Genomic DNA, 23,091 nt, shown 5'->3' with positions numbered 1-23,091 from the left:
ATGTGCAGCAGCACACCCGCACAGGAAGGCAGATGCAAAATGTCCGCAGCGGAACCTTCCCCGGCCCCGGATGACCAGGGCGTGATGCTGACCCACCCGGACCGGGTTTACTGGCCGGACGTTGGCATAACCAAGGCAGGGCTGGCCGATTACTATACTGCCGTATGGCCACGCATGGCCCCGTTCATTACCGACCGGCCGCTGGCCCTGCTACGCTGCCCCGAAGGAATCGGGGGGACACGCTTCTTTCAGAAAAATGCGTGGAAAGGCATGAATTCCCACATTCTGGCGCTTGATGATCCGCACGGTGATCCGCATGGCCACCTGATCGGTATCCATGATCTTGGTGGCCTTATGGGACTGGTGCAGGGGGCCGCGCTGGAAATTCATCCGTGGGGTGCATCATGCGCTGATCTGGAGCGACCAGACCAGTTGGTCATGGACCTTGATCCGGGGGAGGATGTGGGATGGGTGGCAGTCATGGCGGCCGCGCGGGAAGTGCGTGCGCGACTTGAGGCCCGTGGCCTGGTGGCTTTCGTCAAGACCTCCGGCGGCAAGGGACTGCATGTCGTGGCCCCGCTTGAGCCTGTGGCGGACTGGGACAGGGTAAAGACCTTTGCCCACACGCTGGCACAGGCCATGGCCGCCGACAGCCCCGAGCGCTTTGTGACAACCGTTTCCAAGGCAAAGCGCCATGGCAGGATCCTGCTCGATTACCTGCGCAACCAGCGGGGGGCGACATCGATGGCACCCTATTCAGCCCGTGCACGCGCCACCGCACCGGTTTCGATGCCGGTGGCGTGGGCGGAACTGGACATGCTCACCGGTCCCGCGCAATTCACGCTAGGCAACACCGTGGAACGGCTTGCATCACAGCAGGCGGACCCGTGGGCGGGGTTTCATGCGGCACGCCGGCCGATCGCACCAGACACGCCCTGAGCGGCTAGCGTTCCTGCCCGGTGGCCATGTTCCGTTCCACGCAATCCAGCAGATCCGTATGTTCCGCACCCCAGCGATAGAGCATTTCCAGCGGCGTTATGAACTGCTGCCCCAATGCGGTCAGGCGGTATTCAACGGCGGGCGGCATGACCTGCATGACCTCACGTGTCACCAGTCCCATCCGTTCAAGTTCACGCAGGGTCTGTGTCATCATCTTCTTTGACAGGCCCGGAATGGTGCGCTGGAGCTGGCCGGGGCGGGATGCACCGCCAAGCAGGTGCAGCGTGTGCAGGATCATGGTGGTCCATTTGCCGCTGAACAGGCGGAGCAGGCGGCGCGGCGCGCAGTCCTCCGAAAAGGGGGCCTGGCGGTAGATGTCGGGCAGGGGGGCGAGGTTCATCTGGAAGCTCCCGGGAACCTTTGGGTGACCAGGGCACGAAAAGGTGCCGGATTGCCTTTTATAGCGTTTGCCAACAGCGTGTGACACCCACAACGACATTCATGGAGGAACAGATGTCTCACAGGGCGCTTGTTATCGGGGCAACGGGCATTGTCGGGCAGAACCTTGCCAACCGTCTCGTGGCCGAAGGCTGGAGCGTCTACGGCCTTGCCAGGCGGGTGGAGCATCTGCCGGGCACCGTCATCCCGGTTGCCGCAGATACGCTTGACCCGGCATCATTGCGCACGGCGCTGGCGGGTGTGGTGCCCACGCATGTATTTTTCACCACATGGACCCGCCGCGCGACGGAAAAGGAAAACTGTGCCGCCAACAGTGCGATGCTGCGCAATGTGATCGCGGCCCTGCCGGAGCCACAGGCCCTTGTCCATGGCAGCCTCGTCACGGGCCTGAAGCATTATCTCGGCCCGTTCGAGGCCTATGCGCAGGGTGCGCCGCCGCAGACGCCCTTCCGCGAGAGCATGCCCAGGCTGGAGGTCGAAAACTTCTATTACGCACAGGAAGACGTCCTGTTCGAAGCAGCGGACCGGCATGGCTTTGCATGGACGGTCCATCGCCCGCATACGGTGATCGGTTATGCCATTGGCAACCTCATGAACATGGGCACCACGCTTGCGGCCTATGCCACGCTGTGCCGTGAGAGGGGACTGCCTTTCGTCTTTCCCGGCTCCCCCGTGCAGTGGAGCAGCCTGACGGATGTCACGGATGCCCGCCAGCTTGCCAGCCAGATCCTGTGGGCCGCCACCAGTCCCGCAGGGCGCAACAGGGCGTTCAACGTGGTCAATGGCGACGTGTTCCGCTGGAACTGGCTGTGGCCTGAACTGGCGGGCTGGTTCGGCATCAAGGCTGCGGCCTATCCCGGTCATGCCACATCTCTGGAACAGGTGCTTGCGGGGAGGGAGGCGGACTGGGCGGCCATTGCGCGCCAGTACGGGTTGCGCGAGGCGGCACTCGACCGTCTGGCCTCGCCATGGCACACCGATGCCGACCTGGGGCGGCCTGTCGAATGCGTAACCGACATGAGCCTGAGCCGCAGGCTCGGCTTTACCGGGTACCGGTACACACCTGACTCGTTCTTCGACCTGTTCGAGCGCCTGCGTACGGAGCGTTACATTCCCTGATCGGGTGTGGGGCAGGGGTCTTGCTGAAATTATCTTGTAAGACCGTGATGGTGACGACCGGGCATAAACACCTTACGGTATGAATGGGTATCGACGGCCTCTGCCGTTACGTTGCGCACGCAGAAGACAGATCAAGGATAGTCATGGAAAAGCAGGTTCATTCACTTCTGGAGCAGGTGGACGGATTACTTCCTCTTGCGCTGGGATATGCAGGTCAGTTCTTTCTGGCCCTGATCGTTCTCTTTGTGGGCTGGAAACTGGTCAACGCAGTCACGCGGGCGACGGGCCGGATGATGGAGGCCAGTCATATAGAGCCGACATTACGCGGCTTCCTGCTGAGTGTGATCGGACTGTTCCTCAAGGCCCTGCTGCTCATCAGCGTGGCGTCCATGGTCGGAATTGCGACAACGTCGTTTGTGGCGGTTCTGGGTGCCGCGGGCCTGGCGGTCGGCATGGCGCTGCAGGGCAGCCTTGCCAACTTTGCCGGTGGCGTGCTGATCCTGCTGTTCCGTCCTTTCAAGGTCGGGGATTCCATTACCGCAGGTGGCAGTTCGGGCACGGTGACATCGATCGAGATGTTCCGTACGGTGCTGCTTGATGCCAATAACGAAATTATTTTCGTCCCCAATGGAACATTGTCAAACAACATCGTGATCAACAGTTCGGAATCAGCGCGGCTTCTGGGCTCGGTCAGCCTGCTGATTGATTACAACGACGATATCGACAAGGCACGGACGCTGCTGCTCGGCCTGACGGAGAATGATGCGCAGGTGCTCAAGGATCCTGCGCCTTCCGTTTCCTTCCTGCCCAAACCGGCAAACATTCAGGTCACGCTGGGGTTCTGGTGTGCGCCGGGGGATGTGTCAGGACTGGTCGCGAAATATTCCGAAGCCTCGATCAAGGTGCTTCAGAAGGAAGGATATCGCCTTGGGGTCACGGCGCGGAACGCCGCATGACCGAAACTGGTTCCGGGGGATTGCCCCGGAACCGGGGCGATGCGTGAACGCGGATCATGCATCTTCTGCCCCGTGAAGGTCATCCATGACCGTCAGGGTCCCATCCGGCAGCGGGCGTTGCAGCCGCAGCGCTTCGCCCGGGGGCGCATTCATCCAGATATCCAGTTCTTCCGCCCGGGTCAGGATGACCGGCATGGCCTTTGGATGGATCGCGCCCACTTCGCGATTGGCCGTGGTGGTCAGGAAGCCGAACAGGTCATCCGTCGTCTCGCCATCCGCCAGTTTCCGCACTGACGTCCACCGGCACCAGATCCCCGCAAAGAAAGCTAGCGGTTCCCCAGCGCTGCGGGTGAACCACACAGGATGCGACTTCCCGTCAGGCAGGCGCGCCGGTTCGGAGAAAGCCGTCAGCGGCACAAGGCAGCGATGCGCCACACCGTCCCAGCGTTTCCACCATGTCGAGGTCGGGTTGCGGATATTGGTCACGCCCCGATCGACCCTGTGACCTTTCAGGTATCCCGGCGGTGTGGGCATGCCCCATCGCGCCATGACCAGTTCACCACCCGCCGGCGCATTGCGCACGATGGGGGCCATGGTGTTGGGCCAGATATCAGGCAGGGGCGGGAGATTGCCGGTATGGTCAGTCATGACCCGGGCCGCCTTGCGGATCGCCTGCTGGCTGCTGGTCATCGCATAAAGATTACACATGCCGCCTTCCTTTCGCGAGTCCGGATATGGGGCCGATACCGGGTATGATCCAGTCGGCGCAGGAGCATGGTGGCAGGGCAGGTCTGGGTCAACTTTCCCGTCTGCAGGGGGATACGCTCGTGTGGGGACGCCGGTTGACGGGGACGCCGGAAATATCTACCGCTCAAGGTTCATTTCGATGACGGAAGGTCTGATCCGATGCTGCGTTCGAAGCCCCTGCTGTTTTCATTGCTGGTGATGTCCATGGGATCAACGGCCTGGGCGGCGGATCGGGGTGTCCCCTTTACCCCGGCGCATCCCGTGTCGCAGACCTATCACGGCGTGCGCGTGACCGACCCGTATCGCTGGCTGGAAAACAGTGATGATCCAAAGGTCATCGCATGGTCAGATGCACAGAACGCACGCACACGCGCCTATCTTGACCACCTTGCGCAGCGGCAGGTGGTGTTTGACCGCCTGATGGCGGCCTATCGGGCGCAGTCGCCTTCCTATTCCGATTTCCACCTTGCGGGCGGTCATGTGTTCGCGCAGGCCGTGCTGCCGCCACACCAGCAGCCAGTGGTGGGTGTCATGAATGGCCGTGCCGATCCGAAAACCTTCCGCACGATCATTGATCCCGACCGGATCGACCCGTCGGGCCAGACCACGATCGACTGGAGCGTCCCGTCACCCGATGGCAGGCTGCTGGCGGTATCCCTGTCGCAAAACGGGACGGAGGACGGGACCGTGCATGTCTTTGACACGAAGACAGGCGCCGAAACCGCCGATATCGTCCCCCGTGCGCAATACCCGACCGCAGGGGGCAGCCTGGCGTGGAAAGCCGACAGCAGCGGGTTCTGGTACACCCGCTATCCCGGTGAGGAACGTCCCGAGGCGGACCGTCATTTCTACCAGCAGGTATGGTACCACCGGCTTGGCACGCCAGTATCGCAGGATGTCTATGTGGCGGGACGGGATTTTCCCAAGATCGCCGAAATCGCGCTGGACAATTATGGCGTAAGCCAGAACGGGCATGCCGTGCTGATCTCGGTTGAGGAGGGGGATGGCGGCCGGTTCCAGCAATATGTCATCAACCAGAAGAGCGGGCAGGTCACGCGCATCAGCGATTTTGATGATCGTGTCGTGGCCGCCGCCATCGGCCCGGACGATCATATCTACCTCGTGTCGCGAAAGAACGCACCGCGTGGCGAACTGCTCGAGACGAGCCTTGAGCATCCGGCAGTGGCGGATGCAAAACGCCTGATCGCGCAAGGTGAGGGCGTCATCATGGGGGGCGCGGAATTCGGCGGCGCGCCGGTGATCGCAACGCGCAAGGCGCTGTATGTGCGCGAAATGGTTGGCGGCCCGAGCCGTGTTGCGGTCTTTTCCCCCGACGGGAAGCCCCGGGGCGACCTGTCCCTGCCTCCGGTGATCTCGGTTTCGGATGTGTCCCCCATCGCCCACGGGGACATGCTGGTTTCCTTCAACAGTTACCTCACACCCCATCAGGTGATGCGCTATCGTCCCGGGACAGGGAAGCTGAAGCCAACCCCGCTGTCGAGCACCAGTCCGGTATCCTTTGCGGACTGCGAAGCCGTGCGGGCCGAGGCGACGTCAAGGGATGGAACCCACGTGCCGATGACGGTCATCCGTCGCAGGGGAACGCATCTGGATGGCCGGAACCCGACACTGGTCTATGGTTATGGGGGATATGGCATTTCGGAGATGCCGCGCTTCATGGGGGCGTGGCTGCGGGCATGGCTGGACGCGGGTGGGGTATATGTCGATACCAACCTGCGCGGTGGCGGGGAATTCGGAGCGACATGGCATGAAGATGGCGCCCTGACGCACAAACAGAATGTCTTTGACGATTTTGCCGCCGTCAGCCGGCAGGTGATTGCGGATGGTTATACCAGTTCCAGCCGGCTTGCAGCCCTTGGCGGCAGCAATGGTGGCCTGCTGATGGGGGCGGCCATGACGCAGACGCCCGAACTTTACCGTGCGGTCGTGTCGCTGGTGGGAATTTATGACATGACGCGGATCGAACTGGACCCCAATGGCGCGTTCAACGTGACGGAGTTCGGAACGGTCCGCGATCCGGCGCAGTTCCACGCCATGCTTTCCTATTCCCCGTATCAGGCTGTCCGGCCGGGCGTGAAATATCCGGCTGTCTTCATGGCGACGGGAACGCATGACGGGCGCGTCAATCCCGCGCAGTCGCGCAAGATGATCGCGAAACTGCAGGCGGATACAGCGTCGGGATATCCGGTCTACCTGTCCATCAGTGACAAGGCAGGGCACGGCATGGGCAGCGCCGTCAATGTGCGCCTGGGACAGACTGCCGATTACGTGGCGTTCCTGTTGGATCAACTGGGGATGAAACTGTAATCCCCCGACCCGGACCGGCGACGGATCATGCGGCCCCACCGTCATGCATGATCCGTCCTGTCGCGTCGGTCACTCGGCTGCGGGGGCAGGGGGCTGGGCCTGTGTGCCGGTCACACGCCAGATGGCGTTTCCCACATCATCGGCGACAAGCAGCGCCCCCTCGCGATCCAGTGTCAGGCCCACCGGACGGCCATGGACATGGTTTTCATCGGCGGTCAGGAACCCCGTCAGGACATCCTTGGGCATTCCGGCGGGATGGCCGTCGGCAAACGGGACATAAATGACGCGATAGCCGCTTTTGGGCTGGCGGTTCCATGACCCGTGCTGCGCAACAAACAGGCCCTGCCGCCAGTCCTGCGGCAACAGGGTGCCGCCGGAAAATGCAATGCCCAGCGAGGCCGTATGCGGCCCGAGTGCATAATCGGGCACGACGGCACGTGCCACAAGTTCTGGCCGCTGGGGCTGTACGCGCCTGTCGACATGCTGCCCGTAATAGCTGTAGGGCCAGCCATAGAAGGCGCCTTCCTTCACGGCGGTGATGTAGTCCGGTACAAGGTCACTGCCGATTTCGTCGCGTTCATTGACGGCCACCCACAGCGCGCCCGTTGTCGGTTCAAAACCCAGTCCATTGGGATTGCGCAGGCCGGTTGCATATTCACGCAGCGTACCCGATGCCAGGTCGTACTGGTAAATTGCCGCGCGACCCTTTTCCGCATCCATGCCGTTATCGGCGGCATTGCTGTTTGAACCCACGGTTATGTAAAGCTGCTTCCCATCCGGACTGGCGATGACGTTCTTGGTCCAGTGGTGATTGTACCCCGCAGGCAGGTCGAGTACCTTCACCCCCGGTCCGGTAATATGTGTCTCGCCCTCGTGATAGGGAAACCGCATCAGGGCGTTGGCATTGGCGACATACAGGTCATCGCCCACCAGCGTCATGCCAAAGGGGGAATACAGGCCATCAAGGAACACCGTGCGGGTGTCGGCGTGGCCATCTCCCTTCGTATCGCGCAGGAGGATGATGCGGTTCGGGCTTTTCTCACCCGCGCCGACCTCTCCCTGGATGAAGCGGGCGATGCGGTTTTTCAGTGTCCTGATGTCCGTGCCCGGTGAATTGCTCTCGGCCACGAGGATATCGCCGTTCGGCAACTGGTAGAGCCAGCGCGGGTGATCGAGGCCGGTGGCATAGGGCGCGACGCTCAGGCCCGGTGCCGCGACGGGATGCGCGTCGCCCTGCCATCCGACAGGTGTCGCGATATTGACGGTGGGCATCATGGTCTGGTTGGGCGCGGGAAGGCGGGGATGCGGACCGATGCCGGCCGCTACCGATTGTGTGGCGTGTTCGGGATGCAGCATGATCTTCCATCCCGCCAGTCCGATCACCACGATGCCAACCACCGCGCCGGTCAGGTAAGTCCTGTATCGTGTCTTCATTCCGCACTCCTCGTTTCTTCCCGCTACTGGCGTGGCGACCATCAGGGGTGTCTGGCCCGTCCTGTCGCGGCCGGGGCGTCCTGTCATGCTCAACAGACAATTCCCTTTGCCGGTTTCGTGCTGGTGGTCACATCATGCGGCCATCCGGCAGGTCCGGCCGGAATATCACGTATGGCGACCGCCTTGCGGAAGCGGTCGCTGCGGCGTCCTTTCTGTTGCGGGCCAGATGACTTTCAGGGCCTGCTCATGCACAGAACCCGATCACCCGGCCTTTTTCGCGACCACGCGTTTCCTCGTCCAGCAGGGCCAGCAGGCGGTGGGGCGAAACGGGTTGCGGCAAGAAGCGCGCGCGTCGGCGCACCAGGGCGAAATCCGATGGGGTCAACGGCCCGACATGGCGCAGTCCGGCAGGGGCGGCGTGGCGGAAAAAACGCATGAAGGCCGCCTCCTTCTGCCGTGGTGTCAGATAATCGAAACGGGCCTTGAACAGGAAACGCCGCAGGCTGGCGGGGTCCAGACGGGTGGCGAGGTTCGTGGTGCAGGCAAAGGGCAAGGGGTGCTGTTCCATCCATGTCAGCATCTCGTTGACCTGACTGACTTCCCATGCGCGTTCGGCGTTGCCACGGTTGCCCAGCAGGCTGTCAACCTCGTCGAAAATCAGGAATGACCCGGTATCGCGCGCCTCGGCAAAGGCTGCGGCGATCTGGCGTTCGGTCTGCCCCACATACTGGCCCAACAGGTCCGATGCCCGTTTCTGCAGCACGGGCAGGTTCATGATCTCGGCCACATGGCGCGCCCACGCACTCTTGCCCGATCCCGGCGGCCCGGACAGCAGCAGCGAAATGGCGCGCGGGCAGTCGGGTGCCGCGAACTGCCGGGACAATTGCACAAGGTCGCAGTCGGCATTGACGAGTGCCGGGTCGTAATCCGCAGGCAGGGGCTGGGCCGCCTGCGGCAGCAGGCCGCCGTTGGTTGCGCGTGCGATGCTCATGGCGATGGTGCTGGCCGTATCCGAATTCCCGCCCGCCAGACGGGTGGAGCGCAGGGCATTGCGAAAAATACCCGGGGCGGCGGGAATGGCGTGCGCCAGGGCTGCGGCGTCCTCCGCACTCAGGCTTACACGCTCCGCCGTGGCCATGTCCTGCCACAGCCGGGTGCGGGCCGTGATGTCGGGGGCGCGCATCTCGATACACAGCGCCATGCGGCGGGCGACGGCAGGGCCAAGGGTCGGCAGGTCATTGGCAATCCAGATGACCGGGGTTTCGGCCTGTTCCAGCAGGCGATGGAAATAGACCCGGCTGCGGCCCTTGCGCTCCATCGACAGGGAGGTGGTGAACAGGTCCTCCGCCTCGTCAAACATCAGGATGGAGGTCGTGCCATCAAGCAGGCGCAAATTGCATCGCAGGTCGGCAAGGCGTTCCATGCGTGAGGGTTCGTCGCCGCTGGCGTTCACCTCTCCCACCGGATAGAGCTTTGCGCCGATCGTGGCGGCAAGGGTCGCCGCGAATTCGGTCTTGCCCGTGCCCGGCGGTCCATAGAGCAGGATGTGCACGCCCTTTTCGCGTTCCGCCACGGCGGCCCGCAGGATCTGGCGCGCGATATCGCCAAGTTCGCCAATATGCGCGAACGCATCCCATGGCAGGGTGGCGTCGCGCGGGCGGGCAACCAGCAGGCTGCGGACATCATGCGTCGGTGAGGTACGACGCGCGATCAGGCCGGCAAGCCGGGGGAGGATGCTGATATCGCCGTCGTCATCAAGGGCAATGATCCCCGTGGTGCGCAGGCGTCCCTCCGGCCCGAGCGCATGGGCAACCGCGACCTCCGGGGCGCCGCTCAGCAACCGGAACAGCGGTATGTCATCGCACAGCGACATGCTGCGCCCGTGGTTGCGCGTCAGGGTATCCCACAACTGCTCGAAGACAGGGGTTGTCGTGTACAGGAACATGATACCCAGAATGAAGGTTTCCGTGTCGTTCAGTCCCAGGATTTCCTGCAGCGGGACAAGCCATGCCCGGATATGGCAGGCGTCGGTGGATGTCTCCGCCCGGCGCCTGTCAAGTTCCGCGCCCATCCGCTTCCATTCATGGGCGGTCAGGGGCTTTTCGCCATCCTGATGGCTGGGGGCGGGCAAGGCGTGGTCGGACAGGCCAAGCGGCCCGCGGTTCTGGACCACATATTGCACCAGGGGCGTCGCATCGCGTTCATGGCGGTCAAGGCCGGAATGAAGATGAACCAGAACATCGAGCATGAAGGCCACGTTGCTGCTGGCGACGGTATCCGATGCTTCGTTGGGAGACATTCTCAAAAGCTTCCTGCGCGTGCGGGCGTTCTTTATGTAATTTGCCATGGTGTAAGGCCCCGGACGGATGAATATCTGAAAATACGTATGATGCTGGCACTATCGCCACAGGCGGCGGGTACGGTGGCCGACCGTAACGATCTGGTCGTCGGCGCTGATGATGGCATAGATGCCCTTCAACCGGTCATCGTCGGTGCAGATGCCTTCCGCCAGCAGTTCCTCGTGGCGGTGGCGGGGAAGGTAGACCATCTCGCTCCCGCTGCCAGCAGGCTTGCGCGCGCCATGTTCCAGAAGCAGGGCGAGGACCATGGGCCGGATGGCGCGCTGCTGGCTGCGTCTGGTGGCATGTTTTGTCATCGCCCCGATGGTATGGGCGCAGGATTTCAGAGTATCGCGGCTATGCTTCTTGCTGACGGTACAGGCCATTGCGGTCTCCTCTGTGCATCTGGCACATGGATACCGTTACGCTACGTCAGAAATGGTCGTCGGTGGAAAAGGCGGGTAAAAAAAGCGATTCAGGGCCGGGGTGTGCGTTCATGGTGTTCCAGCGCCCTGCGCAACAGCCTGCATAATTCCGTACGCAGTTCGATGGGGGCCAGGATTTCCACGGCCGTGCCCCAGGTGAACAGGTAAAAGGCCTGTTCCTGCAGGCCGCCAGCATGATAGCGCACGACCAGCGATCCATCGGGCAGGTGTTCAAGTGTCTGGGTCGGATGGAAATGACGCCGCGCCGCATCCTCTGCCGCGTCGGGGGTGAAACGCAGGATTACGTCGCGTGGCGTACCCTGGTAGATCCCGAATGACCGGGCGGCGAAGGCCTCCAGATTCCAGTCCGCAGGGGGCGGGTTGGTGGGGGCGTCCGACAGCTTTATGTCATGTATGCGGTCCAGTCGCCATAACGCAGGTTCCGTCTTGCCCTCTCCGGGGGCGACGAGATAGTAGGCCACCTGCCCATAGAGCAGTCCCCATGGGGTAATCTGGCGGAGGCGGTTCGACCCGGTCTTGTACAGGAACTTCACCGCGCATCCCGCCTTGAGCGCCGTGCGGATGGTTTCGATGACCGTCGGGTCCTCCGGTGGGCGAAGGCCTGCCTGCATCGCCTGGCTTTCGGTCATGAGCAGCGCATCAAGGTCAGGCGCCATGCGCAACCGGGCGGACGGACGCAGGGCGGCCTGTATCTTGTCATACAGCGTTCCCAGAAGGGCCGCGCGCGTGGTGTCCCCCTTTTTCTGCAACATGGTGATGGCGGCGCGCAGTTCCGCAAGTTCATCGACGCCTGGCATCTGGAGGAAACCGTCAAGGCCCCCGGGAATGTGAAAGCGTTTCTTGTGGCCGTCCGCTATCGTCTCCCACTGGGGAAACATCACTTCAAGCGTGGCGCGCATACGGTCCACCGTGCGGCGGGTCGTCCCCATTTCGGACGCCATTTCATCGAGGGTCATGCCTTCGGCGCTACCCGCCAGTTTGCGGGCCAGTTTCAGAAGCTCATCAAATTTCCCGTAGCGCATTGCCGCAGATACATTCCCGTTATGACCGATTCTGTCATAACAGAAGCCTGCGGCAAGCCAACCCGGCACGGCGCATAAAGCCCCATCGCCATTTTCATGATGGCGTGCCGCGCGGTCTATTTTCTGTAGTCGTCCGGCAGATGGCCGGGACGGGACGTGCGCGGGCGCAGGATGTCCGGCAGTTCCGTGTGGGACTGGTTGCGCCTGTGGATATTGGCAAGCGTATTTGGCCCAAGCAACTGGTTGTCAGGACAGAAAGGCGCGCCGAGATAGTCGGTGCAGATCGTGCGCCGGAGCATGATGTCGCGCTTGAGGAACGTGGCGAACAGGAACGGATGGCCTTTTTCTTCGTCAAGTTCCCGACGGCCGCAACGCAGTTGCAGGCCCTGTTCAAGGTTGATGAACCACCAGTCCAGTGACAGGCTTCGGTAATATTCGATAATCCCGTAAAGGTCGCGCAGCGTGGAGCGGGCGTAATTATGGCTCATGGACCTGAATGCGACTCTTTTTTCAAAATGCGGGGCGAGATCATGCATGGGAAGAAATACCTTTTGCGAAATCATTGGGTGTTCGGCATGTGCATGAAGGGTATGGAACCCGCCTGCGTCAGAAACGGTCGTAATTGGAGGCAAAATTTTCAGGACCGGTTTTTTTTGCGATTGTTGATGCCCTGTCCGGCCTGCCGGGATGTTCCGGCGTCGGACTGGGACTGGCCCCATTGGATGGCCTGCACTGCCTGCCGAACATGCCCCAGATCCACGATCAGGGCTGCCCGTAACGACAGCGTGGCACTGTCCCGCTGTAACAGGTAGGGTTGCCCCGAAGCATGCCATGCAGGAGAACGCGATCATTCGTGCCGTTACATCCATCGATGTCGCCCGGGCGGCCGGAGTATCCCAGTCGGCGGTGTCGCGGGCGTTTTCGCCGGGGTCGAGCATCTCTGCGCGGACCAAGCAGAAGGTGCTTGCCGCTGCGGCCAGCCTTGGCTACCGGCCCAACCGTATCCCGGCGATCATGCTGTCGGGACGTTCCTACATGGTGGGGGTCGTGATCGGGGGGCTGGAAAATCCGTTCTATGCCACGGCGCTGGAGCGTCTGGCGACCGCCCTGCAGGAAAGTGGCCTGCAGGTGCTGCTGATGCATGTGGATGACGCCCTGACCCTTGACAGTGCGCTTGACCGGTTGGTGAGTTACCGGATCGACGCCATCGTCACGTCGCTTGCCATCGGGTCGAAATCCGTTGTACAGGCGCTTTCCCAACTCCGGCTTCCGGTTGTCTGCTTCAACTCATCACATGTGGGGCCATGGATCTCGACCGTGAATTCAAACAATCACGGGGCGGGTCTTGTCGCGGCGCATCTGCTGGGACAGCGCGGTGTACAGCGCCCGCTCTGGTTGGCCGGGCCTGTCCGGAATTCGGCTTCGCGTGCCCGGGGGAAGGGATTTTGCCAGGGATTGCGCGTGGCGGGCCTTGCCCCCGCACTGACCAGAATGCAGGGAAACGACACCTACGACAGCGGATATGACGCCATTGCCTGCCTGCGCAAGCAGGGGATACGGCCAGATGGCATTTTCTCCAGCAATGACATGATGGCCTGTGGTGCGATCGACGCGCTGCGGGAATGCATGGACCTGCAATGTCCGCGTGACGTGGTCATTATGGGGTACGACAACATTCCGCAGGCGGCATGGCGCAGTTATGACCTGACATCCTTTGACCAGCATACCGAACATATGGTTGCCCGCGCCATGGAACTGCTGGACGAGGCCCTTGGCACAAAGGACAGTCCCCTTTCGCGGACATATATCGTTGACGCGCAGTTGATCGAACGCGGCAGCACAGGTTCGGGTCAATAAACGATTAGGGCTTGCGCCCGGGCACCCAAAGCGTGTTGTTTTGCATAGCTATGCAATTTTCTGCCCGTCAGGACCGCTCATGAGCAACCAGAATTTCCGCAGTATCCTTACCGGATCCTTTTCCACGCCCTGCGCGGACAACCCGACCGTCGCGATGATCGAGGCGGCTTACCATCATGCCGGGATCGACGCGCGCTACATCAACTGCGATGTCAAGGCCGCGCATCTGGCGGATGCCGTCAAGGGCGCACTGGCCATGGAGTGGGTGGGATTCAACTGCTCGCTCCCCCACAAGGTGGCCGTTATCGAATATCTTGATGAACTGGCGCAGGCCGCGCGGATCATCGGGGCCGTGAACTGTGTTTCCATCCGCGATGGCAGGCTGGTGGGGGACAATACGGATGGCAAGGGATTCCTGGCCTCGCTGCGTGATGTGATCGACCCTGCGGGCAAACGTGTCTTCCTGCTGGGGGCCGGCGGTGCGGCCCGCGCCATCGCCGTGGAACTGGGACTGGCGGATGCCGCCCACATCACCATCGTCAATCGCGATCCCGAGAAAGCCGGGGTCATCGCGGCCCTCGTGCGTGACAATACCCGGTGTGACGCCACCACCGGTGGGGCATGGGCGGGAAAGGCCCGTATTCCCGAAGGGACCGATATCGTCATCAATGCCACATCGGTTGGCCTGGGCGATGCGCAGGCCATGCCGGATGTCGATCTGGACACGCTGGTAAAGGGGCAGGTTGTTGCGGATGTCATCCCCAATCCCCCCATGACCCGTTTCCTGCGCGAAGCGCGCGGACGTGGCTGCACGCCGCTTGATGGCCTGGGCATGCTGGTCAATCAGGGGGTGATCGGTGTGGAGCTATGGCTTGGCAAAACGCTTGACGCCGGTGTGATGAAACAGACCCTGCGCGATATTTTCGGCGCGTCCGACGCAGGTTGACCCAAGGCCCCCTTGTCACAGGGAAAAAGGAAACCCCCGGCATGACCTCCATCCCGGACATTCAGGACCTTTCACGCTGCCAGACGCATCAACGTGCGCTGACCGCCCTGGCGGACCTTGTGCATCGTGGCGACCAGACCCTGTCCGCGCGCCGGTATGTGTCCATTGCCGCCGCTGTGGCCGCCGTGGGGGGACTGCTGTTCGGATATGATACCGGGATCATCGCGTCCGCCCTGATTTTCGTGACGCAGACATTCTCCCTTTCGACCGCCGGGCAGGAATGGGTGGCGGCGGCCCTGAATATCGGGGCGATCTTTGGCGCCCTGCTGAGCGGTCCCGTGTCGGACCGATGGGGACGGCGGCCGGCCATCATGGGGGCTGCCGGTATTTTCATCGTGGCCTCGCTGGGATGCGGGCTTGCGCCTGATGTCGGCACCCTTGTCGCCGCGCGCCTGTGGCTGGGGGCCGCAATCGGCGCGACCACACAGATCGTACCGGTCTATGTCGCGGAACTGGCGCCTGCGTCCCGGCGGGGGGGACTGGTTTCACTGTTCCAGCTTGTCTTCTCGCTGGGACTGCTGCTGGCGTTCTTTGTGGGATATGAACTGTCCGGCAGTGCGGAGTCATGGCGGGCGATGTTCATGCTGGGGGCTGTCCCGGCCATCCTGCTTGGCCTTGGCATGCTGTTCCTGCCCGAAAGCCCACGCTGGCTGCTGCATCATGAACATGAACGGCGTGCCGTCTCGATCCTGTATAAACTGCGCGGGCATAAGGACATTGTCCGGCAGGAACTGGATGACGTGCTGAAGGTTGATGCGGGGGAGGCCGCGGGGGCCGGTGGTCTGGGCCTCAGGACACGCTGGATCCGTCCCGCCCTGATCGCGGCGCTGGGGGTTGCGGCGTTTTCGCAACTGTCCGGCCCGAATGTCATTGTCTATTACGCGCCCATCATCCTGTCGCAGGCCGGGCTTGGCCATTCGGCGGCGCTGCTGACGTCCGTTTCGGTTGGCGTGACCTCCACGATTACAACGGCGATGGGTATTGCCCTGATCGACCGGATCGGGCGTCGGCGCATGATGCTGTGCATGTTGCCGGTTGCGGCCCTGTCGCTGTTCGTGCTGGGGGCGGTCTTCCTCAGTTCCGCGCCATTGGTGGGCGTGCGTCTGTATCTGATGGTCCTGTCGCTTCTGGGCTACATCTTCTTCAATTTCGGTTCGCTGTCCGTGGCGGTGTGGCTGATCGCGGCCGAGGTCTTTCCCCTTTTCATACGCAGCAAGGCGATGGGACTGGCGAGTGCGACGGTATGGCTGTCCGACACGCTTGTCTCACTCGTCACACTTTCCCTGGTGCAGGCGTTTGGCACGACGGGGACATTCTGGCTGTTCGGTTTCATCAATCTTGCGGCTTTTGCCTTCGTGTGGAAATACGTGCCTGAAACCGCCGGAACCACTCTGGAAGGGATTGAAAGCGCATTGAAGCGCGGAAGTTTTTATAAAAATATCCGCTGAGGGTGTGCCACTGCTTGGCCACTTCCATGATCGTGTAAAAAAAACGGCACTCCTGCACTGCCATCCTGTGCCGATTGCGCGCCGGGCTACGCAGGAAAACCCTTTTGTTCGATATCTCGTATTCCTTTCTGGATCCGACTTCCGTGCAGGAAGGGAACGCTGCCCCCGATGTTAATGTGGCGCAGGTGGTTTCTGAACGAAAGAGACGCATCCTGCCAATATCTCCGCTGTCGCGTTATCTTGTTTTTACTGGTTGGACTGGATGAGCAGGCGGACGTAAACCTGATATGCCCGAAAGATATCGGGGAAGCATTTGCCCGTGATGGCGGGTAAATGCCCGTGACGATACCGCCGGAAAATCATTTGCCCTGCAGGGCTCTGACTTGGGAAATCAGGTCGTAATCCTCCTCATAAATCTTACGGATGCGATAGATCTGATCGACATTGAGGGGAGGTAGATCGTCCTGTGTCCTGTTGGCATGGGGAATGTAGTTCGGGGTGTATTTCTTCATGAACTGCCGTATGCGGTCCATATCCTCCATCATGAACAGGTGATCGACGGCAATCCTGCCATTGCGGTCCGTAAGGTACCATTTCTGTTTGCGGAAAATATGATCGATGTCATAGGGACGGCGTGCCTCACCAATATGGTCGAGGGCGTCATCAATGCAGCGGAAATTCATGTATTGCTGCCGAAAGCCTGCTGTCACGCGCCTGTCGCTGCTTCCGCCCATGCGCGCATATCGATAAGCGGACAGGAAGCGTTGTAACGGATCACGCAGAATGGCAAAGGATGGATATTGCCGCATATTCCACATGCGATTGTGAAAGTAACGGATTGTTTCGTGTCCGATTTCCAAGTCATAGAGCGTTCGGGAAATGGAGGTTCCCGCGTTCTTGGGGATATGAATGAACAGCAGTCCGCACTGGCGGATTTTCTTCATACGCTTCCTGCGCTTGGGACCGGGGGGATAGGGGATGTGCAGTTCCGCAAGACGTTCATGCAGGTCACTGGACATTTTGACACCAACGACCGGCTGCAGAAGGGTTTGCATGCAATCTCTATTCCCATGAAACTGGATCCGGAGGATACCGGGCAATCATGCAGAAAAAAAGATTACATTGTGCAACGAATGGAAACAGGTTGCGTCAATCCGCGCCCCACATATCCGCGCGGGAATATGTCGGAAGGCATGAATGAAACACCAGCATATCGGGACATCTGATCTGCCGGGCCTCGTCACTTTTCCCGATCCCCCGGAGTGGCAGCCTGTTTTTTCCATCCTGACATATCCCAGGCCGGGATGGAAAATCATTCAGTGAGGATGGGTAATTACGGTCACTCCGGCATTTTTATTTTTGCAGATGTTATTTCATGTTTTTTTGTATCTGCGTTTCCGAACACGGTAAATGTGCAGAGCCCATCAGAAGAGCGGTTTACATTGGAGCAGTTGCTGCCAATGTATTTCTTGTTGTCATCATCAAGATCATTGTAATCTATGTTGTAGGAAATGCTTGTCCTTATTCCTCCCGATGAAGGGGATATGTCTATCGGGGTGAAACGGCATGTCCGCAAACTTTGATTGAGATCACAATGTATCTTTCCTGTCCCGATTTCAGTTGTGCTAAAGGTGCTTGCATATTTGTAAACAAATATTCCAAAAATAGAAAATAATATCGCAAAAAACAAAATATTTGATGTAAAACCTAGTGCTCTTTTCAGCATGTCATGCCCTGTGCATTATATCCCGTCCCCTTCATGATAGCATGCCTGAATGTCACTATACCACACCGGGAATCGTTTTTATTTTCCTGAATATTATCTATAGGAAACATGTGCCGTTCAGCCATCCATGATCTTGACAGTACCATCGGGGTTTCGTGTCACGGGATCGACCCTGATGATGGCGTCAGAGGGAAGGGTCCCATAGAAATGTGGAAACAACTGACCCGCGCGGGAGGGTTCCCACCGCAGGGCGGCGCCGAGACCTTTCTGGTCGATTGCGGCAAGCATCAGGCCGGACTGTCCCTTGAAATACAGATCGACCGTGGCGGTCACCTGGGCGGCCGTGGACATGTGAATGAAACCATCGACGATATCGAGCGCAGAGCCGGAGAATTTCTTCTCTCGCATAAGGACGTCATATTCAGGTGCCGTCAGGATTTTATATACAGTCTCTTTTGTCATGGATATTTCTGATCCGGTTCGGGGTGATTGCAGACGTTCATGCAATAAGTCATCAACATATGTGCCGTGGATGATTAAAATAATATCAGGTTTATGGATAGGCCAAATAAAACCATGCACCACAAGGTGACAAGAACCATTCTTCTCTTTATGACATTTCTTGACAGGAGGGAAATGAGCGGGTCATGAAACTCCCTGAACGTTCTTTTGTCTTTTTCCCGGTACAAACCATTATTTTCGCAGATCCCCACGGATTCCATCAGGACAAGACGGAATGCGCCAAGTTCGTCCTCCTTGTACAAAGTTTCCCTGTTGATGGAGATTGTCTTTGGACCGCATCGCAGTACGCGCATAACGAATAAAAGATATTTATTAATGCCAAGATACTGCGAAGCTTCCACCGGCGAGAGAATGGTTTTTCGGGGAAAGCGTATCAGGCCTGTCATGTCATCTTGAAACGAAGTCATCCGAAGCTTCTTTCCTTCATGGTGGGGAGGGATGTACAGGTCCGCCTGATGTTTCGGGTCTGGCCGTCATTCTATATCGACTATGGCTTCGGTCTCAATCGAAAGGCCATACATATGTGGCGGAAGGGCGTTGCGATCGTCTGATATTGACCCGGGGTAGGGGAAAAAGTGGCGGATGGCCGGTCTCTCGCAACGTGTTGTGGTGGCGCGGTGCATATGTTCTTCCCGGTCATCTGTCTCGACAGCGACCGCTATTTTCCTGATGCTGTATAAGGTTTAGAAATGCCTTCTTTTGCAACTGAAGACCACAGGTGAAGAAGGCATGAAACAGTCCCTCCATTCCGGTTCCGACAGCGCACTGTCGCGGCTTGCGCCCACCATGGCGCTGACCGAAGGGCAGGAAGCACTGAAGGCGGAGGTACTGTCTTTCTGCCGCGCCCACCGGACGGATGACCATGCGCTGTTCATCATCGAAGGTGACGCGGGTACCGGCAAGAGCCTGTTGCTCAATACCCTGTTCACCGCCATCCAGCATGCGGCACGGGGGCGTGATGGCCATGATCCCCTGCATGGCAGCCATAATTTCCTTCTGGTGAACCATCCGGAAATGATAAAGCTGTATCGCAATATTTCCGAAACACAGCCCGCCCTGCGCAAAAAGGATTTTGAACGTCCGACAACCTTCATAAATCAGGTCAACGCGGGCGGCAGGCGTGCTGACATCGTGCTGGTGGATGAGGCACACCTGCTGCTGACCCGCCGCGATCCGTATAACCGCTTCCATCAGGACAACCAGTTGGAGGAGATCATCCGTCACGCGCATGTGGTGGTGATCGTGTTCGATGCCCGTCAGGTCCTGAAATTCAAGAGCCTGTGGGATGACGCGTCCCTTGCGCGACTGGTATCCGGCTTCCCCGTCGTGACCCGCAGGCTGGAACATCAGTTCCGCATGCATGCCCATGCCGATGTCATGGACTGGATACGTGCACTGCGTGACGGCGTCCTGCGTCCACTGCCCGCGCCCCAAGCGTTCGATTTCCGGATTTTCGACGATGCGCAGGCCATGTACGAGGCCATCAGGCAGCGTAATGCGCAATACGGCCTGTGCCGCATGCTGGCGACCTACGATTATCCCTATACCCTGAACGGGCAGGATCATTTCATTACGGAGGGACGTTTTCACCTGCGCTGGGACCGGGCCATGCCACAGGCGCGCCTGCCATGGGCGGAACGGCCCGATACGATTGATGAGGTGGGATCGGTCTATACCATTCAGGGATTTGACCTCAATTACGCCGGCGTCATCCTGGGACCGTCCGTCACCTATGATCGTGCGACGGACCGGATCGTGATCGACCCGTCACGGTACGAGGACCGGGCCGCCTTTACCGGTCGTGACGGTGTGGAAAACCCGCACGAGGTCATGGCGCGGATCATCCTCAATTCGATCAATGTCCTCATGACCCGGGGAGTGAGGGGTCTGTATATCTATGCCAGCGACCCCAACCTGCATGCCCGTCTGGCGCAGTTGTGGAAAGAGCGGCAGGCGGGAGGCAACACCCGGCCCGCCGCATGATGTGGCATAAAACCTGACTTTTATATATTCCCGCGATATTAGCGTTTCGGTTCGGCCTGCATGACAAAGTGCAGTTCACCGCCCTTGAGGATATCTTCATGCCGCAGGTGCAACAGGTCCTGTGGCCTGCCGTTGAGCGTCACGGACGCGACATAGGGATGGGCCGCATCCAGACCGGTTGCCACCATGGTGAAGGTCCGGCCATTGGGCAGGTGGAGCACCGCCTGCGGCACAAAGGGACGGCCAATGGTGTATTCATTGCTGCCCGGCGCGATGGGGTAGAAGCCCAGCGCGGTAAACAGGTACCATGCCGATGTCTGTCCCAGGTCATCATTGCCCGCCAGCCCGTCGGGACGGGCATTGTACTGGCTGTCCATGATCTGCCGCAGCCTCTGCTGCGTCTTCCATGGCGCCCCGGCGTAATCATAAAGATAGGCGATATGGTGGCTCGGTTCGTTCCCGTGCGCATACCAGCCGATAAGTCCGCTGATATCCTCGACATTTTTAAACCGCGCCGGATCAACCTTCGTATCAAACAGTTCGTCGAGCTTGGCCGTGAATTTCTCGGCCCCCCCAACCGTCGCGATCAGGCCGGGTACGTCCTGTGGCACGTACCACAGATACTGCCATGCATTGCCTTCGGTATAATCACTGCCATAGGCGGCCGCCCCGGGATCAAAGGGAGTGTGGAATTCCCCCGTGCTCAGCCGTGCGCGCATGAACCCGGTCTGCGGATCCCACTCATTGCGCCAGTTGCGGGCGCGTTTTTCAAAGGTCTCGGCAATGCCGGTCCGGCCCATCGCACGCGCCATCCGCGCAAGGGACCAGTCGTCATAGGCATATTCCAGCGTCTTTGACCCGGCCTCCGCCTCGCGGTCGATCGGGACATAGCCCAGCTTCATGTAATCCGTCAGGTCGCCATAGACGGGTGATGTCGCGGATGCCACCATCGCATCAAGTGCGGCCTTCGCATCAAACCCCCGCACCCCCGCCAGGTAGGCGTCCGCAATGATCGGCACGGCGTGGTAGCCGGTCATGCACCATGTCTCCAGCCCCAGATACGACCAGATCGGAAGCACGCCCACGGGACTGGCCTGCTGTGCCGCGACGAGGGAGCGCACGAACTGCGAACTCATGTCCGGACGCAGCAAAGCCATGAGTGGCTGCTGCGCGCGATAGACATCCCATGTGGACCATGTGGAGTAAAAGCCGAAGCCCTGCGCCCTGTGCACTTCCTGATCCGGGCCGCGATATTCGCCGTTGGCATCCATGCTCAGCGTGGGGGCAAGCATCGCATGGTACAGCGCGGTATAGAATTGCGTGCGCTGGTCCGCCGTGCCGGAAACATCAATGACCGAAAGTGCGCGGTTCCATGCCGCCGTGGCGTCGGCGCGGCGGGCATCGAAATCCCAGCCCTGTCCCCCGGCGTCGAGATTGGCGATGGCGTTCGTCTCGCTGATGGGGGACATCGCCACCTTTACCCCGAGTGGCGCGGAAAGGTTGCCGAAATCGAACACCGCCTCCACCGCGCGGCCCATCTCGACATTCGGGTCCACCGGCGCGTTCCCCGGTCCACGAAACCCGTGATAGGTCAGGTTGGTCTCGTGGTTATAGAGCATGTGCGCACTCATCGGGCGCGAAAAGCGCATCGCAAAGCACGTCGTCCGGCCGGGCGCCCAGCCACGTGTCATGCGACAGCCTGAAACCGTGCCGTCCGCCCGTACGCGCAGGCGTGTCCACAAGACCTTGCCCGGATAGTCGTAGATGCTTGGCCGCAGGTCCAGAAGCACATGCGCGGGCCTGTCCGCAGGGAAGGTGTAGCGATGCCACGCCACGCGCTGTCCGGCCGTCAGTTCGGCGTGGACGCCATAATCATCCAGCGTCACGCCATAATAACCGGGATGCTCCTCCTCGCTGCCATGGCTGAAGCGTGAGCGGTAGCCGCTTTCAGGCTTTGCGGGATCGCCCGGTTCCATCCTGACATCGCCAGAGATGGGCATCAGCAGCCAGTCGCCAAGGTCGGAATGTCCCGCACCGGAGAAATGGGTCTGGGAAAAGCCCATGATGGTCGGGTCATTATATTGATACCCGCCCGCCCAGTCATAGGCATGGCGGAATTCCGGCATCGCGGTATCGGGGGAAGGCTGGACCATGCCGAACGGGACGCTTGCCCCCGGAAACGTATGTCCCGGCCCGCCCGTGCCGATGCGTGGATCCACCATGTCGGCAGGCTGTGTCGCGGCTTTTGTGCTGGCATGTCCGTCTTCCGGCAGGAACGTGGTGGAAACCACCAGCATGATGGAAAAGCCATACAGGAATGGGCGACGCGTCATAAAGGAATTCCGGCCTGGATGTGGAATGTTTCGGATGGGCAAGTTTCGCATGCCATGACGGATGTGTCATCCCGGTGATGACGGCACGAACGCGGACAGGCCATCACGCGGCATATGGTGCCGGGTCACTCCGCCGGGGCCGGTCCTCCCGCAATGGCGAAGGCATGGATGCGGGTCAGGGCAGGGATGGGGTGCTGATGGAAATCAGGGAAGGAGCGGAGAACATATTCCCGGACAAGCCCTGAATGAAACGCATAACACCTTGTCCCCAAACGAAGTTTCACGAGATCTTGAGCATGAAAAGCTTTGTTAAGCGATGACGACTATATATGGTCGTATATAGACAAATCACAGCAGGCCCCTGTCATCCGCCATAGGCAATGCCTGCATATGGCGTGGAATCCAGGCTCGTGTCGGGGCTGGCAGG

General features: G+C 60.2%; 21 protein-coding genes. 9 read left to right on the top strand and 12 right to left on the bottom strand.

What is annotated here, in order from left to right:
* Positions 1 to 39: 39 nt before the first annotated feature.
* Positions 40 to 939, top strand: a complete 900-nt coding sequence (gene ligD, locus HNH97_RS00905; RefSeq protein ID WP_171789516.1) for a non-homologous end-joining DNA ligase — start codon at positions 40 to 42, stop codon at positions 937 to 939.
* A 4-nt stretch (positions 940 to 943) separates the two neighbouring features.
* Here ligD and HNH97_RS00900 read toward each other — a convergent pair whose 3' ends face one another.
* On the bottom strand, positions 944 to 1,339 hold the full coding sequence (locus tag HNH97_RS00900) for a winged helix-turn-helix transcriptional regulator (RefSeq protein ID WP_171789515.1): 396 nt from the start codon (positions 1,337 to 1,339) through the stop codon (positions 944 to 946).
* Positions 1,340 to 1,452: 113 nt separating this feature from the next.
* Between HNH97_RS00900 and HNH97_RS00895 the strand changes: the two genes are divergently transcribed.
* Positions 1,453 to 2,517 (top strand): SDR family oxidoreductase, encoded by a 1,065-nt coding sequence (locus HNH97_RS00895; protein WP_171789514.1) that lies wholly within the window; start codon positions 1,453 to 1,455, stop codon positions 2,515 to 2,517.
* Between the two features lie 137 nt (positions 2,518 to 2,654).
* Positions 2,655 to 3,473, top strand: coding sequence for a mechanosensitive ion channel family protein (locus HNH97_RS00890; RefSeq protein WP_171789629.1), 819 nt, complete (start codon positions 2,655 to 2,657; stop codon positions 3,471 to 3,473).
* A 54-nt stretch (positions 3,474 to 3,527) separates the two neighbouring features.
* On the opposite strand, the gene HNH97_RS00885 is transcribed toward HNH97_RS00890, so the two are convergent.
* Entirely contained in the window at positions 3,528 to 4,181 is a 654-nt protein-coding gene (locus HNH97_RS00885; RefSeq protein ID WP_171789513.1) for an SOS response-associated peptidase, read from the bottom strand.
* A 198-nt stretch (positions 4,182 to 4,379) separates the two neighbouring features.
* Here HNH97_RS00885 and HNH97_RS00880 point away from each other — a divergent pair, with 198 nt between their 5' ends.
* Entirely contained in the window at positions 4,380 to 6,548 is a 2,169-nt protein-coding gene (locus HNH97_RS00880) for a prolyl oligopeptidase family serine peptidase (protein ID WP_227744308.1), read from the top strand.
* Positions 6,549 to 6,617: 69 nt separating this feature from the next.
* Here the strand turns inward: HNH97_RS00880 and HNH97_RS00875 are convergent, their stop codons facing one another.
* From HNH97_RS00875 to HNH97_RS00855, 5 genes are all read right to left on the bottom strand, one after another.
* The gene (locus tag HNH97_RS00875; RefSeq protein ID WP_171789627.1) at positions 6,618 to 7,982 is read right to left on the bottom strand and encodes a PQQ-dependent sugar dehydrogenase; all 1,365 of its coding nucleotides are present in this window, start codon (positions 7,980 to 7,982) and stop codon (positions 6,618 to 6,620) included.
* A gap of 244 nt (positions 7,983 to 8,226) precedes the next feature.
* Complete coding sequence (locus HNH97_RS00870) at positions 8,227 to 10,281, bottom strand: AAA family ATPase (RefSeq protein WP_244949170.1); 2,055 nt, start codon at positions 10,279 to 10,281, stop codon at positions 8,227 to 8,229.
* Between the two features lie 99 nt (positions 10,282 to 10,380).
* Positions 10,381 to 10,707, bottom strand: coding sequence for a hypothetical protein (locus HNH97_RS00865; protein WP_110914302.1), 327 nt, complete (start codon positions 10,705 to 10,707; stop codon positions 10,381 to 10,383).
* An 89-nt stretch (positions 10,708 to 10,796) separates the two neighbouring features.
* A complete protein-coding gene (locus tag HNH97_RS00860; RefSeq protein WP_171789512.1) occupies positions 10,797 to 11,789 on the bottom strand; it encodes a helix-turn-helix transcriptional regulator in 993 nt (330 codons plus the stop codon).
* A gap of 116 nt (positions 11,790 to 11,905) precedes the next feature.
* Positions 11,906 to 12,277, bottom strand: a complete 372-nt coding sequence (locus HNH97_RS00855; protein ID WP_146220733.1) for a hypothetical protein — start codon at positions 12,275 to 12,277, stop codon at positions 11,906 to 11,908.
* Positions 12,278 to 12,620: 343 nt separating this feature from the next.
* Here HNH97_RS00855 and HNH97_RS00850 point away from each other — a divergent pair, with 343 nt between their 5' ends.
* From HNH97_RS00850 to HNH97_RS00840, 3 genes are all read left to right on the top strand, one after another.
* Positions 12,621 to 13,646 (top strand): LacI family DNA-binding transcriptional regulator, encoded by a 1,026-nt coding sequence (locus tag HNH97_RS00850; RefSeq protein ID WP_171789511.1) that lies wholly within the window; start codon positions 12,621 to 12,623, stop codon positions 13,644 to 13,646.
* A 79-nt stretch (positions 13,647 to 13,725) separates the two neighbouring features.
* On the top strand, positions 13,726 to 14,592 hold the full coding sequence (aroE, locus tag HNH97_RS00845; RefSeq protein WP_171789510.1) for a shikimate dehydrogenase: 867 nt from the start codon (positions 13,726 to 13,728) through the stop codon (positions 14,590 to 14,592).
* Between the two features lie 41 nt (positions 14,593 to 14,633).
* Positions 14,634 to 16,100: a sugar porter family MFS transporter gene (locus HNH97_RS00840; protein ID WP_171789509.1), complete on the top strand. Its 1,467-nt coding sequence runs from the start codon at positions 14,634 to 14,636 to the stop codon at positions 16,098 to 16,100.
* A 359-nt stretch (positions 16,101 to 16,459) separates the two neighbouring features.
* Here the strand turns inward: HNH97_RS00840 and HNH97_RS00835 are convergent, their stop codons facing one another.
* Positions 16,460 to 17,044, bottom strand: a complete 585-nt coding sequence (locus tag HNH97_RS00835; RefSeq protein ID WP_244949168.1) for a sulfotransferase family 2 domain-containing protein — start codon at positions 17,042 to 17,044, stop codon at positions 16,460 to 16,462.
* On the opposite strand from HNH97_RS00835, the gene HNH97_RS17815 reads away from it, so the two are divergent.
* On the top strand, positions 17,006 to 17,326 hold the full coding sequence (locus tag HNH97_RS17815; protein WP_244949167.1) for a hypothetical protein: 321 nt from the start codon (positions 17,006 to 17,008) through the stop codon (positions 17,324 to 17,326). The two genes, HNH97_RS00835 and HNH97_RS17815, sit on opposite strands and share 39 nt — an antisense overlap.
* Before the next feature lie 113 nt (positions 17,327 to 17,439).
* On the opposite strand, the gene HNH97_RS00830 is transcribed toward HNH97_RS17815, so the two are convergent.
* The 3 genes from HNH97_RS00830 to HNH97_RS00820 form a co-directional block, all read right to left on the bottom strand.
* Positions 17,440 to 17,826 carry a hypothetical protein gene (locus HNH97_RS00830; RefSeq protein ID WP_171789508.1) on the bottom strand — a complete coding sequence of 129 codons (387 nt, stop codon included), beginning with the start codon at positions 17,824 to 17,826 and terminating at the stop codon, positions 17,440 to 17,442.
* Positions 17,827 to 17,943: 117 nt separating this feature from the next.
* The gene (locus HNH97_RS00825) at positions 17,944 to 18,288 is read right to left on the bottom strand and encodes a DUF952 domain-containing protein (protein ID WP_171789507.1); all 345 of its coding nucleotides are present in this window, start codon (positions 18,286 to 18,288) and stop codon (positions 17,944 to 17,946) included.
* 74 nt (positions 18,289 to 18,362) lie between these two features.
* Positions 18,363 to 18,755 (bottom strand): hypothetical protein, encoded by a 393-nt coding sequence (locus HNH97_RS00820; protein WP_110914294.1) that lies wholly within the window; start codon positions 18,753 to 18,755, stop codon positions 18,363 to 18,365.
* 322 nt (positions 18,756 to 19,077) lie between these two features.
* Here HNH97_RS00820 and HNH97_RS00815 point away from each other — a divergent pair, with 322 nt between their 5' ends.
* Positions 19,078 to 20,331, top strand: a complete 1,254-nt coding sequence (locus HNH97_RS00815) for a DUF2075 domain-containing protein (protein ID WP_171789506.1) — start codon at positions 19,078 to 19,080, stop codon at positions 20,329 to 20,331.
* A 38-nt stretch (positions 20,332 to 20,369) separates the two neighbouring features.
* On the opposite strand, the gene HNH97_RS00810 is transcribed toward HNH97_RS00815, so the two are convergent.
* Positions 20,370 to 22,664 carry a GH92 family glycosyl hydrolase gene (locus tag HNH97_RS00810; RefSeq protein ID WP_171789505.1) on the bottom strand — a complete coding sequence of 765 codons (2,295 nt, stop codon included), beginning with the start codon at positions 22,662 to 22,664 and terminating at the stop codon, positions 20,370 to 20,372.
* Between the last annotated feature and the right edge of the window lie 427 nt (positions 22,665 to 23,091).

The organism is Gluconacetobacter entanii, from assembly GCF_013155425.1.
Lineage (GTDB): Bacteria > Pseudomonadota > Alphaproteobacteria > Acetobacterales > Acetobacteraceae > Novacetimonas > Novacetimonas entanii.
The sequence above is the reverse complement of the archived record's forward strand: the minus strand, read 5'-3'. Positions and strand labels throughout refer to the sequence as shown.

Bases quoted from the DNA above. Each gene is read 5' to 3' on its own strand.
- ligD (WP_171789516.1), top strand. From the start codon at position 40: ATGTCCGCAGCGGAACCTTCCCCGGCCCCGGATGACCAGGGCGTGATG.
- HNH97_RS00900 (WP_171789515.1), bottom strand. From the start codon at position 1,339: ATGAACCTCGCCCCCCTGCCCGACATCTACCGCCAGGCCCCCTTTTCG.
- HNH97_RS00895 (WP_171789514.1), top strand. From the start codon at position 1,453: ATGTCTCACAGGGCGCTTGTTATCGGGGCAACGGGCATTGTCGGGCAG.
- HNH97_RS00885 (WP_171789513.1), bottom strand. From the start codon at position 4,181: ATGTGTAATCTTTATGCGATGACCAGCAGCCAGCAGGCGATCCGCAAG.
- HNH97_RS00880 (WP_227744308.1), top strand. From the start codon at position 4,380: ATGCTGCGTTCGAAGCCCCTGCTGTTTTCATTGCTGGTGATGTCCATG.
- HNH97_RS00875 (WP_171789627.1), bottom strand. From the start codon at position 7,982: ATGAAGACACGATACAGGACTTACCTGACCGGCGCGGTGGTTGGCATC.
- HNH97_RS00870 (WP_244949170.1), bottom strand. From the start codon at position 10,281: ATGTCTCCCAACGAAGCATCGGATACCGTCGCCAGCAGCAACGTGGCC.
- HNH97_RS00865 (WP_110914302.1), bottom strand. From the start codon at position 10,707: ATGGCCTGTACCGTCAGCAAGAAGCATAGCCGCGATACTCTGAAATCC.
- HNH97_RS00860 (WP_171789512.1), bottom strand. From the start codon at position 11,789: ATGCGCTACGGGAAATTTGATGAGCTTCTGAAACTGGCCCGCAAACTG.
- HNH97_RS00855 (WP_146220733.1), bottom strand. From the start codon at position 12,277: ATGAGCCATAATTACGCCCGCTCCACGCTGCGCGACCTTTACGGGATT.
- HNH97_RS00850 (WP_171789511.1), top strand. From the start codon at position 12,621: ATGCAGGAGAACGCGATCATTCGTGCCGTTACATCCATCGATGTCGCC.
- aroE (WP_171789510.1), top strand. From the start codon at position 13,726: ATGAGCAACCAGAATTTCCGCAGTATCCTTACCGGATCCTTTTCCACG.
- HNH97_RS00840 (WP_171789509.1), top strand. From the start codon at position 14,634: ATGACCTCCATCCCGGACATTCAGGACCTTTCACGCTGCCAGACGCAT.
- HNH97_RS17815 (WP_244949167.1), top strand. From the start codon at position 17,006: ATGAATGAACAGCAGTCCGCACTGGCGGATTTTCTTCATACGCTTCCT.
- HNH97_RS00835 (WP_244949168.1), bottom strand. From the start codon at position 17,044: ATGAAGAAAATCCGCCAGTGCGGACTGCTGTTCATTCATATCCCCAAG.
- HNH97_RS00830 (WP_171789508.1), bottom strand. From the start codon at position 17,826: ATGCTGAAAAGAGCACTAGGTTTTACATCAAATATTTTGTTTTTTGCG.
- HNH97_RS00825 (WP_171789507.1), bottom strand. From the start codon at position 18,288: ATGACAAAAGAGACTGTATATAAAATCCTGACGGCACCTGAATATGAC.
- HNH97_RS00820 (WP_110914294.1), bottom strand. From the start codon at position 18,755: ATGACTTCGTTTCAAGATGACATGACAGGCCTGATACGCTTTCCCCGA.
- HNH97_RS00815 (WP_171789506.1), top strand. From the start codon at position 19,078: ATGAAACAGTCCCTCCATTCCGGTTCCGACAGCGCACTGTCGCGGCTT.
- HNH97_RS00810 (WP_171789505.1), bottom strand. From the start codon at position 22,664: ATGACGCGTCGCCCATTCCTGTATGGCTTTTCCATCATGCTGGTGGTT.